Origin of the sequence: Jannaschia sp. GRR-S6-38, from assembly GCF_029853695.1 — a bacterium.
Lineage (GTDB): Bacteria > Pseudomonadota > Alphaproteobacteria > Rhodobacterales > Rhodobacteraceae > Jannaschia > Jannaschia ovalis.
On sequence record NZ_CP122537.1, the window covers coordinates 1892612 to 1905753 of the forward strand.

Consider the following 13142-nt stretch of genomic DNA (forward strand, 5'->3'; position numbering starts at 1 on the left):
CTTGGCGCTCCCTCCTCCCGAGGGGCGCGTGGCGGTCCTTGACAAAGGATAGGGTTAAGGAAAATCTATCAGAAAGCACCAAAAATTTACAGCTTACGAAAGTATTGCTTTCAATACGCGGTCGGGGAGGGCGCGGATGTCGATCCGGATGCTCCGGACCCTGATCGCGGTCGACGATCATGGGACTTTCAGCGCGGCCGCCGACGCGGTCTTCGTCACCCATGCCGCCGTCAGCCAGCAGATGAAGGCGCTCGAGGCCGAATGGGGCGTGACCCTGTTCGACCGCTCGCGCCGCACCCCGCAACTCACGCCCGTCGGCCGCGCCATGGTGGCGAAGGCCCGCAAGGTGGTGGCCGAATATGACGCGCTGGTCCCGTCCGTCCTGGGCGATGACGGGCTGTCGGGCGAGCTTCTGCTGGGCGCGGTGCCGACGACGCTGACGGGTCTGGTGCCGCTGACCGTCTCGGCGCTGCGCAAGGCCTGGCCGGACTTGCGGGTCCGGCTGCAGGGCGGGCTGACCAACGCGCTCCTGCGCGAGGTCGAGCGCGGGCTGATCGACGCGGCCATCGTCTCGCGCCCGGGCCACGTGCCGGAGGGGCATGTCTGGCACGAGGTCGCGGTCGAGGATCTCGTCCTTCTGGCCGCCGTCGACACCGAGAGCGACGACGTGCTGGAGCTGCTGCGCAGCCAGCCCTTCATCCGCTTCAGCCGCGACGCGGTCGTGGGCGCCACGATCGAGGCCTGGCTGCAGGACCGCAAGATCACCGTGACAGAGGTCATGGAGTTGGAGGGGCTTGAAGCGATTTCCTCGATGGTGCTGTGCAACATGGGCGTGGCCATCGCGCCGCGCCGCTCGGTCCACACGATGCGACCCTTGCCGCTCAAGCGCCTGTCGCTCGGCCCCGACGCGCCGAAGCGGCATCTGGGCGTGATCGCCCGCGCCGACAGTCTGAAGACCCGCGCCATCGACGAGCTGGTGCTGCGCCTGCGCGGCGCGGTCGCGGTGGGCGAGCTGACGCCCGAGACGGCGAGGCTGCGCGATGTCGTTTGAAATGGTGGCGCTCCTGCTGCTGGGCGCGGCCTCGGGCGGGTTCATCAACGGGCTGGCGGGCTTCGGCACGGCGCTTTTCGCGCTGGGGTTCTGGCTGCAGATCATGCCGCCGCTGCAGGCCGTCTCGATCGTCGTGGTGATGTCGGTCGTCAGCGGGTTGCAGGGCGTCTGGATCGTGCGGGCATCGATGTTCGAGCAGAAGCGCCGCCTGCTGCGCTTCCTGCTGCCCGCGCTGCCGGGCATCCCGCTGGGCGTCGCGGCGCTTGCGGTCGTCTCGGCGGATGCGCTGAAGCTGACCATCGCGCTCTTCATGCTGCTTTATGGCGGGTTCTTCAGCTTCCGCGCGGCGCTGCCCAAGCTCACCCGCCCGACGCCGGGGATCGACATGGGCGTGGGGTTCCTCGGCGGGCTGCTGGGCGGGGCGGCGGCCCTGTCGGGGGCTCTGCCGACCATGTGGTGCGCGCTGCGGCCCTGGCCCAAATCCGACGTCCGCGCCGTGCTGCAGCCCTTCAACGTCGCGGTGCTGGGGCTGACCGCGCTGACGCTCGCCTGGAACGGCGCCTACGGGCGCGAGACGCTGGTGCTGATCCTCGTCGCGCTGCCGGTGACGATGATCTCGGCGCAGATCGGGATCGCGGTGTTCCGGCGGCTGCAGGACGACCAGTTCCGGCGGCTGATCATCGCGATGATGCTGGTCTCGGGCGCGGTCCTGCTGCTGAGGGTCCTGGTCTGACCGGCCTCAGCCGATCAGTTCCTCGGACTTGTCGTCGGTCTCGCCGAAGCGCTTAAGCGTCGCTGGCCGCGTGCCCTCGTAGGCCTTCGCCAGCCCTTCAGAGATCCGCGCGTTCTCGCGCTCGAAGAGGCAATTCCCCTCCATGTCTGAGGCGACGATGAACGGGCCCATCCGCTTGCAGCGGATCACCCACATGGCCTGGGCGAGGCCCAGCTCCTCGTGCCAGTGCACGGCCTCGACGTTCTCGACGCCCCGGCCCAGCAGCGCGCCGGTGCCGTAGCCCACGGTCGACAGGTAGATCGCGCCGTTCGGTACGAAGTAGGACTTGTAGTCCTTCGAGCTCATGCCGCCCTTGCCGATCACCAGTTTCGCGCCGGATTTCTCCAGCCATTCGGGCAGCCATTTGGCGAAGCGGAAGGATGCGGTGGCGGTCACCGCGCCCATCTCGAAGCTGCCGTCGGGATTGATCCGCGCGGCCGGCGAGCAGTGGAAATTCGCCGCCGATTGCGAGGGCTCGATCGGGATGTTGGCCTTGTCCTCGAGCGCGCGTTTGTAGACGCCCTCGCGCGCCGTGTACATCAGCCCGTCAAGGTAGACGATGTCGCCCAGCCGCAGCTCGGCCAGCGCCTCGGGCGTGGGGGTGGTCGAAAGCACGATCTCTCTGGGGCTCATGTCGGGGCTCCTTCCAGGGTCTCGGCCAGAACGGCCTCGGTGTCTTCGCCCAAGGTCGGCACGCGGCCCGGCGGGCGGGTCCAGGGGGCACGGAACGGCAGGGTCGGCACGCGGACGCTGGCGCCGATCGGCGGCACGTCGATCCGCGCCCAGCAGGGGCTGTCGGCCATCTGCGGATGCGCCAGCATCTCGGGCAGGCTGCGGACGCGCGCGGCGGGAACCTGCGCGGCCGCCAGCCTGGCCTCCCAGCCATCGGCGGTGTCGGCCGCGAACAGGTCGGGCAGGGCGTCCGCGACGGTCTCGGCCGGGGCATCGGCCAGGTCGGGCCGGCCCAACGCCGTGGCGCAGCGCACGACCTGGGCGGGCGTGTTGGCCGTGACGACGATCTCGCCCTCGGCGCAGGCGAAGCGGCCCGAGAAGGGGCTGTCCGAGAAGGCGGCGTTCCCCGCCAACCCCCGGATCGCGCCAGTCGTTTCCTGATGCACCGCCTGCGGGCCCATGAAGGCCAGCAGCGCCTCCAGCATCGAGACCTCGACGCGCTGCGCCTCGTCCCGCCGGTTCAGAAGCGCGGCCAGCACCGCCGTGACCAGCGCCTGCCCCGCGACGTAGTCCACGATCGGGATGCCGGAGCGCACCGGCCCGCTCTCCGGTGTGCCGGTCATCGCCATCAGGCCCGAGATGCCTTGCAGGATGTGGTCATAGGCGGGCCGGTCGGACAGCGGGCCGTCCGGCCCGAAGCCGGTCAGGGACGCGAAGATCACGTCGGGTCGCGCGGCGCGGATGGCGTCGAAGCCGATCCCCAGCCGGTCGGCCACGCCGGGGCGGAAATTCTCGACCACGATATCCGCCGTCGCTGCCAGCCGCAGCGCCGCCGCGCGGCCGTCACCCGTCTTCAGGTCCAGCGCGACGGAGCGTTTGCCGGCGTTCTGGCTGAGGAAGCTGGCGCCCAGGCCGGCGGCGCGCATCGGCTCCGTCCCGCCATGGGTGCGGACGAAATCGTCCCCGGCGGGCCGTTCGACGCGGATCACCTCGGCCCCCATCAGCCCCAGCTGGTAGGTCGCGAAGGGTCCGGAGATCACATGTGTGAAGTCCAGCACGCGCAGCCCGTCCAGCGGGCGCCTCATTCCGCGGCCACGGCCTGGGGCTCCCATTCGACCGTCTCGCGCCGCTGGTAGGGCGTGAACCAGTCGGGATCGGTGCGATGCTCGACGCGGCCGTCGGCGAAGATGCGCGCCACGGCGCGGCGCGAGGACAGGCAGAAGGCGTGGACCGACATCTGCATGCCCCCCGTGTGGCAATAGCCGACCTCGATATGGCAATCGATGACCATCGACTTGCCTACGAAGCCCATCGCCCCCATGCCGATGGAGTTGCCCAGCTCCTTGAACTCCTCCTCCAGCGCGGCGATCTTCGGGTCCGGGTTGCGGTCTCCCACCGTGCGCAGGCAGGCGGCGCGCTTGCCCAGCACCATGCAGGTGTCCTTGCAGCCGCCCAGCCCGATCCCGATGATGGCGGGCTGGCAGGCCAGGCCGCGCTTCCCGAAGGCGACGAGGCTGTCGAGGTAGAAGCGCTTGATCCCCTCGATCCCGTCGGAGGGGAACAGCATCCGGTAATCGGTGCCGAAGAGCCCGCCCTTGTGGACGGTGATCAGGTCGATCCATTCCTCTCCGGGCGCCGCCGGCTCGTAGCCATATTCGATCTCGGGCGCGCCGATGCCGACATTGTTGTCGTGATCCGTCCGCCAGAGCGGATGGACCCGGTTGGGCCGCAGGGGCACGCCATTCGTGGCGTTCGCCGTGGCGCGGCGCAGCGCGGCCTCCAGCGCGACGGGGCCGCCTTCGACCCGCGTGTCGTTGCCCATCTTGACGTACCAGCGCGGCGTACCGGTATCGCCGCACATCGCGCGGCGATCCTCCTTGGCGGCCTGGTAATTCTCCAGCATCGCCTTCAGCACGAAGGAGGACAGGTCGCCCTCCTCGTCGGCGGCGGCCTGCTGCAGCCCGGACAGGTAGTCATCGGGGATCTCGATCGCGGCCTTGTCCATCAGCGTCTCGGCGGTCTTCTGGATCAGGTCGATGGATATCATCGCGGGGCCTCCTTTCGCGGGCGTCACTCGGCGGCGGCGACCAGCGTCTCGGGTTCGCCTTCGGGCAGGACCGTCTCGCCGGGGCGCACGATGGTGAAGCGCACCGGTTCGCGGTCGACGGCGACGGCGTCGCCATGCTTGCGGGCGACGGTGAAGTAGCTCTCCTCCATCGCGCCGGGTTCGGGGAAATCCTCGCGGTAATGCGCGCCGCGCGAATTCTCGCGCGCGAGCCCCGCGCGGGCGATCACGTCCGAGACCTCGGTGAGCGACGCCATGTTGAGCCAGTCGTGCCAGGTCAGGTTGAAGGCGAGGTTGCCACCATCCACGCCGGTCGCCATCAGCTCGCGGCGGATGTCGGCGACGCGGTCGATGCCGCGCCTCAGCCCGGCGGCGGTCCGCATGACGCCGACCTCCTCCCACATCGCCTCCTGCAGGGCGTGGCGCAGGGATTGGACCCGGCCCACGGTGCGGCTGAGCGGGTGGATTGCGCGGGCGATCTCGGCCTCGAGCACGGCCTCGTCGGGTTCGCGCAGACCCATCGCGGTCACGTCGCGACCCATCACGTCGCCCGCCACACCGCCGAAGACGGTGGAATTCGCGACCCCGTTGCCGCCCAGCCGGTTCGAGCCATGCGCGCCGCCCGCATCCTCGCCCGCGACGTAGAGCCCCTCCATCGCCGTCCGCGTGTCCGGATCGACCACGACTCCGCCCATGAAATAATGCGCGGTCGGCACCACCTCGACCAGGCCGCCCGCCAGGTCGAAGCCGCAATCGGCGCAACGCTTGACCATGCCGGCGAATTTCTTCGCCACGTTTTCGGGACCCAAATGCGCCATCGAGAGGAAGACCCCGACCTGTTCGGGGTCGTTGGCCTTGCGCATCTCGGCATAGATGCCGCGGCTGACCACGTCGCGCGTGGCGCGCTCGCCCTTGGCGTCGTAGTCGAACATGAAGCGCTGGCCGGAATGGGTCACGAGCTGGCCGCCCGCGCCGCGCAGCCCCTCCTCCAGCACGGTGCCGGTCATCTTGGTGTGGTCGCCCGCCAGAAGCCCGGTGGGATGGAACTGCACCATCTCCATGTCGCGCAGGGGAAGCCCCGCGCGCAGGGCCATGGCGAGCCCGTCCATCGTCTTGTCGCCCGAGGGCGTGTGGTACTTGTACATGGTCGGGCCGCCGCCCGTGCCCATCATCACCGTCTTGGCGCGCACGAAGCGGAATTTGCCCGTGCGCATGTCGATGAACAGCACCCCCGCCAGCGCCGAGCCGTCCTTGGTCGGGACCAGCCCGATGGCGCGGTGTTCCTGCAGCTTCTCGATCGGGCGCGACAGCACCTGCTCCATCAGCCGGTTGATGATCTCGATGCCGGTCAGGTCGCCCTTGTGGACGGTGCGGTCGGCGGTCTGCCCGGCGAAGGCCTTGTGGTGCAGCGTGCCGTCGCCGTTGCGGTCGAAAAAGCAGCCGACCTCGTTCTCCAACTCGCGCACGCGGGTCACGGCCTCCTCGCAGAGCCGCCAGGCCATGTCCTGGTCGGGCAGCCATTTGCCGCCCTCGATCGTGTCCATGAAATGCCGCGCGACGCTGTCGCCCGGCCCGAGCGCGACGTTGTAGCCGCCCTGCACCATCCGGGTGCAGCCGCATTTTCCGATCAGCCCCTTCACCGCCATGGTGATGCGCGTGCCCGCGGGCGCGGTCTGCTGGGCGTGGAGCGCGGCGAACATGCCCGCGCCGCCCGATCCGAGGATCAGGATATCGGTGTCGTGGCGTTCGATTTCGGGCTTCGACATGTCAGATCGCCTGCAGGAGAAAGGCCGTGCCGGTCAGGAACGACAGCGCCGCCGCCCCCGCCGCCAGCGTCTTCTGGCGCCCCGACCAGGGCAGCCATTCCAGCGCCAGCAGCCGCAGCCCGCCGAACATGTGGAGGGCGAGGCCGAGGACGAGGCCGAATTCGGCCAGCTTGACCATCGGGTTCGCGGTCAGCGCGAGGAACCCGTCCAGCGCCTCCGGCGCGGTCAGGGCCTGCGCCAGGACGACGAAGTGGAACGGCAGGAACAGCGCGAGCGCCAGCCCGGACGCGCGGTGCAGCGCGAAGGCCCACCAGAGCGGATGGTTGCGGTAGCGCGCGGCGGTCATTGCCCCGGCCCCAGCGTGACGGCCAGGACCGACCACCCCCCGAGCGTCAGCAGCAGCGCCCCCGCGCCCCACATCACCGCATCGAGCGCGCGCTGGCCCAGCCCCAGAAGCTCGTGCGCGATGACCCGCAGCCCGATGGATGCGTGGATCGCGACGGCGATCACGAAGCCGCCGTAGAACAGAAACCACAGGACCGAGCCCTGCGTCCGGCCCAGGATCTCGGCCGCGCTCAGCCCGCCCTGGATCGCGTAGATCATCACGCCCAGATGCACGAGCACGAAGGGCGCCATCAGCATCGCCGTGATCCGCTGCGCCATGTAGAGCCGCAGGTCCAGCATCAGCGCCGCCTCCAGGCGTGGCGCATGGTCTCGCGCTTCAGCCCCGCGATGGCGCGCATCGGGTTCAGGTCGTTGGGGCAATGCACCGCGCAGCTGCCCTGGCTGTGGCAGTTGTGACAGCCGCCGGTGCCCGAGACCGCATCCAGGATCGCCAGCCGGCCCGCATCCTTGGCGTCGTTGAAAAGCGTCCAGGCCCGCTGCAACGCCGCCGGCCCCAGATAGTCGGGGTTGCCCGCGACCGTGTCGCAGGCGGCGTAGCAGATCGAGCAGTTGATGCACTCGATGCCGGTATTGGCCTCGACCCGGCCGGCGCTGTCGGGCGCGATCTCCTCGATGGGCTCGGCGCGGGTGCGCGACGGGTGGTGCACGGCCTCCGCCTCGACCCATTTGTCGAAGAACGGATCCATGTCCGCGGCGAGGTCCTTGATCACGGGCAGGTTGCGCAGCGGCGCGATGGTGACGGGTCCGTCGCCCGAGACCTTCTTGACATGCGTCCGGCAGGTCCAGCGCGGCACCCCGTTCACCATCATCGCGCAGGAGCCGCACATCCCCACCCGGCAGGCGAAGCGATAGGTCAGCGTGGGATCGGTGTTCTGCTGGATCCAGGCGACCACGTCGAGCACGGTCTGGCTCTCATAGGCGGGCACCGTGTGGCGCTCGAACGCGCCGCCCGACGCGTCGCCGCGCCAGACCTCGACCGCCAGCGTGGCCTGGTCCTCGAAATCGTCGGTCCGCTCCGGTCGCGCGTCGAGCACCTGCATCCTCCCCATGGCGGGTGCAGCCTACACCGTCGGCGCAGCTAACCGAATACGCGAAATCGTAACGCCTCTCGTAAGTCGGGCTTACGAAAGGAGCAGGCGCCGTTCGGCCAGCTCGACCCAGTAGGAACAGCCTGCGGGGATGATCGCGTCGTTGAAATCGTATTCGGGGTGATGCAGCCCGGCCGAGGGTCCGTTGCCGATCTGGATATAGGCGCCGGGGCAGGCCTTGAGCATATAGGCGAAATCCTCGCCCCCCGTCGTCCGTGGCGCGTCGGTGTCGCAGGCGCCGGCGACGGCGCGCGCGGCTTCGGCGGCGTGATCCGTCTCGGCCGCGTGATTGGCCATGACGGGATAGGGTTCCTCCTCGAAACTGAATTCGGCGGTCGCGCCGTAGGCGGCGGCGGTCAGGTCGATCACCCGGCGCAGGTCCGCCACGGCCTTTTCGCGGGCGGCCTCGTCGAAGCTGCGGATCGTGCCGCGCAGCGTCGCGGCGTCGGGGATCACGTTGAAGGCGTCCGTCTCGGTGCGGAAGGCGGTGATCGAAATGACCAGCGGCTGCTGCGGGTCGGTGTTGCGGCTGACCACCGATTGCACCGCCACCACGATGGCCGAGGCCGCGAGCGTGGTGTCGACCGTGTTGTTGGGCCGCGCGGCATGGCCGCCGCGCCCACGCACCGCGATCCGGAAGCTGTCGACGGCGGCGTAGAACGGGCCCGGGCGGATCGCGAAGGCGCCCGCGGGCAGCAGCGGCGAGTTGTGCATGCCGTAGATCTCGGCGATGCCGAAGCGCTCGATCAGGCCGTCGCGCATCATCGCCTCGGCCCCGGCGCCGCCCTCCTCGGCGGGCTGGAAGACGACCGCGACGGTGCCCGCGAAATTGCGCGTCTCGGCCAGGTAGCGCGCGGCGCCCAGCAGCATCGCGGTGTGGCCGTCATGGCCGCAGGCATGCATCTTGCCGGGCACCGTGCTCGCGTGGTCGGCGCCGGTCGCCTCGTGGATCGGCAGCGCGTCCATGTCGGCGCGCAGCCCGATGGTGCGGCCGAGCGCGCGCCCGTGGATCAGCGCAACGACGCCGGTGCGGCCGATGCCCTCATGCACCGCGTCGCAGCCCATCGCGCGCAGCGCGCCCGCGACCTTCCGGGCCGTGCGCCCGACATCGTAGAGCAGCTCGGGGTTGCGATGCAGGTCGTGCCGAAAGGCCGTGATCTCGGGGTGGAGTTCGGCGAAGCGGTTGCGGATGGCCATGGCGTCCTCGGTCTGGTTCGCGCGCCAAGCTGCACGCCCGGCGCCCGGAAGGGAAGCGCCGGGGATTGCGTCCGCCGCGCCGGTCGATCCATTGAGGGGCGGGCCGCCCCGGCCCGACCACCGAAGGAGGCCGCCCGAGATGTTCCGGCGCCATCATGGATGAGTTCGGCGCCGGCCTCCTGCGGGCCGGTCAGCTCGTCCTGTCGCTCGATGGCGAGCTGATCGAGATCACCGCAAGGTCGCTCTTCGTGACGCTGACGGCGCTTGCCATCGGCTGCGCCATCGCGATGCCGCTCGGCGCCTGGCTGGCCATCCGCCGCTTCCGCTTCCGCCGCGCGGTGATCGCGGTGATGAACGCGCTGATCGGGCTGCCGCCCGTCGTGGTGGGGCTGGCCGTCTACCTGATGCTGTCGCGCGGCGGGCCGCTCGGGGTTCTGGGCCTGCTCTACACGCCCTGGGCGATGATCCTGGCGCAGGTCGTGGTGATCACGCCGCTGGTCGCCTCGATCGCGCATCAGGCGATGCGCGACCTCTGGGCCGAGTATCACGACCTGCTGATCTCGCTGAACGCGACGCGGGCGCAGCGCGTGGCGGTACTGCTCTGGGACGGGCGGCGCGCGCTGCTGACGGCGGCGCTGGCGGGGTTCGGGCGGGCCATCGGCGAGGTGGGCGCGGTGATGATCGTCGGCGGCAATATTGACGGCGCGACCCGGGTGCTGACCACGGCCATCGCGCTCGAGACCGGGCGCGGCGACTTCGCCGTGGCGCTGGGGCTGGGCGTGGTGCTGATCGCCCTGTCCCTCGGCGTATCGGGTGCCAGCCACTGGGCGCTCCGGACCGAGCGGCGGGGGCGGTGGTGAGCGCGCTGCCGTTGGAATTGCGGGGCGCGGGGGTGCGCCGGGACGGCCGGCTTCTGGTCGGGCCGGTCGACCTGCGGCTGGAGGGGACGGGCGTGACCGCGGTGATCGGGCCGAACGGGTCGGGCAAGTCGATGCTTCTGCGGCTGATGCACGGGCTGGAGCGGCCGGTGGGCCGCGTCGATTGGGCCCTGCCCGAGGCGGAGGCCCGGGCGCGGCAGGCCCTCGTCGCACAGCGGCCGATCGTCTTGCGGCGCAGCGTGCGGGCGAACCTGGCCTTCCCGCTGCGCCTCGCCGGCTTATCCCGCGCCGCGTCCCGCGCGCGCGCCGAGGCGCAGGCCGCCGCCTTCGACCTGGGCGAACAGCTGGCGCAGCGCGCGACCAGCCTGTCGGGCGGCGAGGCGCAGCGGCTGGCGTTGGCCCGCGCGCTGATCACCGACCCGGAGGTCCTGTTCGCCGACGAGCCCTGCGCCGCGCTCGATGGGCGCGCCACCCGCGCCATCGAGGCCCGGCTGGCGCGGGCGGCCGCCACCACCCATGTGGTGCTGGCCACCCACGACATGGGCCAGGCCCGGCGCATCGCGACGCGCGTGGTCTTCATGCTGCACGGTCGCGTGGCCGAGGCGGGCCCGGCGGCGGCCTTCTTCGCGGGCCCCCGCACCCCGCAGGCCGCGGCCTTCCTGAAGGGGGATATCGTCGAATGATCCGCCTGCTCGCCGCCCTTCTCCTGCTCGCCCTTCCCGCACGGGCCGAGGTGCTGCGCATGGCCGTAACCACCAGTTTCGTGAATTCCGGCCTGTCCGAGGTGCTGGTCCCCGAGGCCGAAGCCGCGACCCATCTGGACATCCAGCTTCTCGTGGTCGGCAGCGGACAAGCCCTCCGCCTCGGGGCGGCGGGCGATGTCGATGCGGTGCTGGCGCATTCCCGCGCCGCCGAAGACGCCTTCGTCGCGGCGGGCCATGCCCCTTACCGGCGCGAGATCATGTATAACGACTTCGTCCTCGTCGGCCCGGCGGACGATCCCGCCCGCGTCGCGGGGGCCGGCGGGGCGGCGGCCGCGCTGGCCCGGATCGCCGATGCCGGGGCCCCCTTCGTCAGCCGCGGCGACGACAGCGGGACGCATCTGGCGGAGCTGCGGCTCTGGGAGGCCGCGGGGATCGCGCCCGAGGGGCGCTGGTACCGGCCCATCGGGGCCGGGATGGGTGCGGCGCTGAATGCCGCGCGGGGCATGGGGGCCTATGTGCTGAGCGACCGGGCGAGCTGGCTCAATTTCGGCAATCGCGACGGGCTGGCCCTGCTCTTCGCGGGCGATCCGATGCTCTTCAACCAATACGCCTTCCTGCCGGTCGACGCCCGGGCGCACCCCTCCGTCAACGCCGCCGGCGCGGAGCGGCTGGAGGCCTGGCTGACCTCGGACGCCGCGCGCGACCTGATCGACGGCTACCGGATCGCGGGCGAGCGGCTCTTCACCTGGAACGCGCGCTGAAGCTCAGAAGCCGACGCGGTCGCCACCTTTCAGCCGCAGCATCTCCCGCGCCTCGGCCGGGGTGGCGACTTCGTGGCCGAGGCTTTCGATCAGGCCGCGCGCCTTCGCCACCTGCTGCGCGTTGCTGGTCGCCAGCTCGCCCGGCGCGATCCAGAGGCTGTCCTCCAGCCCGACGCGGACATGCCCGCCCAGCGTGACCGACTGCGCGGCCACGGCCATCTGGTTCTTGCCCGCGCCCAGCACCGACCAGAGGTAGTCGTCGCCGAAGAGCCGGTCGGCGGTGCGTTTCATATGGGCCACATCTTCAGGATGCGCGCCGATGCCGCCCAGCAGGCCGGAGACCGATTGCACGAAGAAGGGCGGCTCGATCACGCCGCGGTCGGCGAAATGCGCCAGCGTGTAGAGATGGCCGATATCGTAGCACTCAACCTCGAAGCGGGTGCCGTTCTCGGCACAGCTGCGCAGGATGTACTCGATATCCTTGAAGCTGTTCCGGAAGGGCCGGTCGACGGAGCCTTCGAGGAAGGGGCGTTCCCAGTCGTGCTGGAACGTCTGGTAGCGCGCCAGCATCGGGTAGAGGCCGAAATTCATCGTGCCCATGTTGAGCGACGCGACTTCGGGCGCGAAGGTTTGCGCCGGGCGCACCCGCTCCTCGACCAGCATGGCGGGCGAGCCGCCGGTGGTGATGTTGACGACCGCGTCGCAGCCCTGCCGGATCACGCCCAGGATGGGCGCGAAGGCCTCGGGCGACTGGTCGGGCGCGCCGGTCTCGGGGTCGCGGGCGTGGATGTGGACGAGGGCCGCGCCCGCCTCCGCCGCGCCGACGGCGGCTTGGGCGATCTCGGTCGGCGTGACGGGCAGGTGCGGCGACATGCTGGGCGTGTGGATGGCGCCGGTGACGGCGCAGGTGATCATGACCTTGCGGGGCATGCGGTCCTCCGGTTCTGATGGCCACGGTGGAGGGGGCGGCGATGGACATGCAACTGAAAGGCGCGCGGGTGATCGTGACCGCCGGCGCGGGCGGCATCGGGCGCGAGATCGCGATGGCCTTCCGCGAGGAGGGGGCGCGGGTCGCGGTCTGCGATCTGGATCCGACGGCGCTGGAGGAGCTGTCATCCGAGGCGCCCGAGATCTTCGCCGAGATCTGCGACGTGGCCGAGACGGCGGCCGCCGCGGGCTTCGTCGCCCGGGCGGTGGCGCATCTGGGCGGGCTGGACGCGCTGGTGAACAACGCGGGCATTGCCGGGCCCACCGCCCCGGTCGAGGAGATCGATCCCCATGACTGGGCGCGCACGCTGGAGGTCTGCCTGACGGGGCAGTTCAACATCACCCGCGCGGCGGTGCCGGCCCTGCGCGCGAGCCGGAACGGCTCGATCACCAACATGTCGTCGGCTGCCGGACGGCTGGGCTTCGCGCGGCGCGCGCCCTACGCGGCGGCGAAATGGGGCGTGGTGGGGTTCACCAAGTCGCTGGCGCTCGAGCTCGGGCCCGACGGCATCCGCGCCAACGCGATCCTGCCGGGGCTGGTGGCCGGGGACCGGCAGCGGCGGGTGATGGAGGCGCGGGCGCAGGCCCGGGGCATGGGCCTGGCGGAGATCGAGGCCGAGGCCTTCGCCCATGTCTCGATCAAGGACTACGTGACCGCCCGCCAGATCGCCGATCAGGTCCTGTTCCTCGCCAGCCCGCGCGGGCGCACGATCTCGGGACAGGCCATCGCCGTCGACGGCGACCTGGGCATGCTGGGGTGAGGACCGATCCGGGCCGCGAGGCCCGGCGATCGCGC

15 protein-coding genes are annotated in these 13142 nt (G+C 70.8%); 6 read left to right on the plus strand and 9 right to left on the minus strand.

Annotation, left to right across the window (positions count from 1 at the left end):
- Positions 1 to 148 precede the first annotated feature (148 nt).
- Positions 149 to 1051, plus strand: a complete 903-nt coding sequence (locus P8627_RS09615) for a LysR substrate-binding domain-containing protein (protein WP_347882268.1) — start codon at positions 149 to 151, stop codon at positions 1049 to 1051.
- Positions 1041 to 1784, plus strand: a complete 744-nt coding sequence (locus P8627_RS09620) for a sulfite exporter TauE/SafE family protein (RefSeq protein WP_279963883.1) — start codon at positions 1041 to 1043, stop codon at positions 1782 to 1784. The genes P8627_RS09615 and P8627_RS09620 overlap by 11 nt, the downstream gene beginning before the upstream one ends.
- Before the next feature lie 6 nt (positions 1785 to 1790).
- On the opposite strand, the gene P8627_RS09625 is transcribed toward P8627_RS09620, so the two are convergent.
- The 8 genes from P8627_RS09625 to P8627_RS09660 form a co-directional block, all read right to left on the minus strand.
- Positions 1791 to 2456 (minus strand): fumarate hydratase C-terminal domain-containing protein, encoded by a 666-nt coding sequence (locus P8627_RS09625; RefSeq protein ID WP_279963884.1) that lies wholly within the window; start codon positions 2454 to 2456, stop codon positions 1791 to 1793.
- Positions 2453 to 3580, minus strand: coding sequence for a CaiB/BaiF CoA transferase family protein (locus P8627_RS09630; RefSeq protein WP_279963885.1), 1128 nt, complete (start codon positions 3578 to 3580; stop codon positions 2453 to 2455). The genes P8627_RS09625 and P8627_RS09630 overlap by 4 nt, the downstream gene beginning before the upstream one ends.
- A complete protein-coding gene (locus tag P8627_RS09635; RefSeq protein WP_279963886.1) occupies positions 3577 to 4542 on the minus strand; it encodes a fumarate hydratase in 966 nt (321 codons plus the stop codon). The genes P8627_RS09630 and P8627_RS09635 overlap by 4 nt, the downstream gene beginning before the upstream one ends.
- Positions 4543 to 4565: 23 nt before the next feature.
- Positions 4566 to 6326, minus strand: coding sequence for an L-aspartate oxidase (locus P8627_RS09640; protein ID WP_279963887.1), 1761 nt, complete (start codon positions 6324 to 6326; stop codon positions 4566 to 4568).
- A 1-nt stretch (position 6327) separates the two neighbouring features.
- A complete protein-coding gene (sdhC, locus tag P8627_RS09645) occupies positions 6328 to 6672 on the minus strand; it encodes a succinate dehydrogenase, cytochrome b556 subunit (RefSeq protein ID WP_279963888.1) in 345 nt (114 codons plus the stop codon).
- Positions 6669 to 7010, minus strand: coding sequence for a succinate dehydrogenase (locus tag P8627_RS09650; protein WP_279963889.1), 342 nt, complete (start codon positions 7008 to 7010; stop codon positions 6669 to 6671). Before P8627_RS09650 ends, sdhC begins: the two co-directional genes overlap by 4 nt.
- Entirely contained in the window at positions 7010 to 7765 is a 756-nt protein-coding gene (locus P8627_RS09655; protein WP_407932928.1) for a succinate dehydrogenase/fumarate reductase iron-sulfur subunit, read from the minus strand. Before P8627_RS09655 ends, P8627_RS09650 begins: the two co-directional genes overlap by 1 nt.
- An 87-nt stretch (positions 7766 to 7852) precedes the next feature.
- Positions 7853 to 9016, minus strand: a complete 1164-nt coding sequence (locus P8627_RS09660) for an amidohydrolase (RefSeq protein WP_279963890.1) — start codon at positions 9014 to 9016, stop codon at positions 7853 to 7855.
- A gap of 155 nt (positions 9017 to 9171) precedes the next feature.
- On the opposite strand from P8627_RS09660, the gene P8627_RS09665 reads away from it, so the two are divergent.
- The 3 genes from P8627_RS09665 to P8627_RS09675 are packed head-to-tail and all read left to right on the plus strand — an operon-like array spanning position 9172 to position 11359.
- Positions 9172 to 9876: an ABC transporter permease gene (locus tag P8627_RS09665; RefSeq protein WP_279963891.1), complete on the plus strand. Its 705-nt coding sequence runs from the start codon at positions 9172 to 9174 to the stop codon at positions 9874 to 9876.
- Positions 9870 to 10577 (plus strand): ATP-binding cassette domain-containing protein, encoded by a 708-nt coding sequence (locus P8627_RS09670; RefSeq protein WP_407932929.1) that lies wholly within the window; start codon positions 9870 to 9872, stop codon positions 10575 to 10577. Before P8627_RS09665 ends, P8627_RS09670 begins: the two co-directional genes overlap by 7 nt.
- Positions 10574 to 11359, plus strand: a complete 786-nt coding sequence (locus P8627_RS09675; RefSeq protein WP_279963893.1) for a substrate-binding domain-containing protein — start codon at positions 10574 to 10576, stop codon at positions 11357 to 11359. Before P8627_RS09670 ends, P8627_RS09675 begins: the two co-directional genes overlap by 4 nt.
- Before the next feature lie 3 nt (positions 11360 to 11362).
- On the opposite strand, the gene P8627_RS09680 is transcribed toward P8627_RS09675, so the two are convergent.
- On the minus strand, positions 11363 to 12289 hold the full coding sequence (locus tag P8627_RS09680; protein WP_279963894.1) for a BKACE family enzyme: 927 nt from the start codon (positions 12287 to 12289) through the stop codon (positions 11363 to 11365).
- Positions 12290 to 12306: 17 nt separating this feature from the next.
- Here P8627_RS09680 and P8627_RS09685 point away from each other — a divergent pair, with 17 nt between their 5' ends.
- Positions 12307 to 13107: an SDR family oxidoreductase gene (locus P8627_RS09685; RefSeq protein ID WP_279963895.1), complete on the plus strand. Its 801-nt coding sequence runs from the start codon at positions 12307 to 12309 to the stop codon at positions 13105 to 13107.
- Positions 13108 to 13142 lie beyond the last annotated feature (35 nt).

What these genes read in the sequence shown, in the direction of transcription:
- P8627_RS09680 (WP_279963894.1), bottom strand. Translation starts at nt 12,289, where the DNA reads ATGCCCCGCAAGGTCATGATCACCTGCGCCGTCACCGGCGCCATCCAC.
- P8627_RS09675 (WP_279963893.1), top strand. Translation starts at nt 10,574, where the DNA reads ATGATCCGCCTGCTCGCCGCCCTTCTCCTGCTCGCCCTTCCCGCACGG.
- P8627_RS09615 (WP_347882268.1), top strand. Translation starts at nt 149, where the DNA reads ATGCTCCGGACCCTGATCGCGGTCGACGATCATGGGACTTTCAGCGCG.
- P8627_RS09630 (WP_279963885.1), bottom strand. Translation starts at nt 3,580, where the DNA reads ATGAGGCGCCCGCTGGACGGGCTGCGCGTGCTGGACTTCACACATGTG.
- P8627_RS09625 (WP_279963884.1), bottom strand. Translation starts at nt 2,456, where the DNA reads ATGAGCCCCAGAGAGATCGTGCTTTCGACCACCCCCACGCCCGAGGCG.
- P8627_RS09685 (WP_279963895.1), top strand. Translation starts at nt 12,307, where the DNA reads ATGGCCACGGTGGAGGGGGCGGCGATGGACATGCAACTGAAAGGCGCG.
- P8627_RS09665 (WP_279963891.1), top strand. Translation starts at nt 9,172, where the DNA reads ATGGATGAGTTCGGCGCCGGCCTCCTGCGGGCCGGTCAGCTCGTCCTG.
- P8627_RS09635 (WP_279963886.1), bottom strand. Translation starts at nt 4,542, where the DNA reads ATGATATCCATCGACCTGATCCAGAAGACCGCCGAGACGCTGATGGAC.
- P8627_RS09660 (WP_279963890.1), bottom strand. Translation starts at nt 9,016, where the DNA reads ATGGCCATCCGCAACCGCTTCGCCGAACTCCACCCCGAGATCACGGCC.
- P8627_RS09620 (WP_279963883.1), top strand. Translation starts at nt 1,041, where the DNA reads ATGTCGTTTGAAATGGTGGCGCTCCTGCTGCTGGGCGCGGCCTCGGGC.
- P8627_RS09640 (WP_279963887.1), bottom strand. Translation starts at nt 6,326, where the DNA reads ATGTCGAAGCCCGAAATCGAACGCCACGACACCGATATCCTGATCCTC.
- P8627_RS09650 (WP_279963889.1), bottom strand. Translation starts at nt 7,010, where the DNA reads ATGCTGGACCTGCGGCTCTACATGGCGCAGCGGATCACGGCGATGCTG.
- sdhC (WP_279963888.1), bottom strand. Translation starts at nt 6,672, where the DNA reads ATGACCGCCGCGCGCTACCGCAACCATCCGCTCTGGTGGGCCTTCGCG.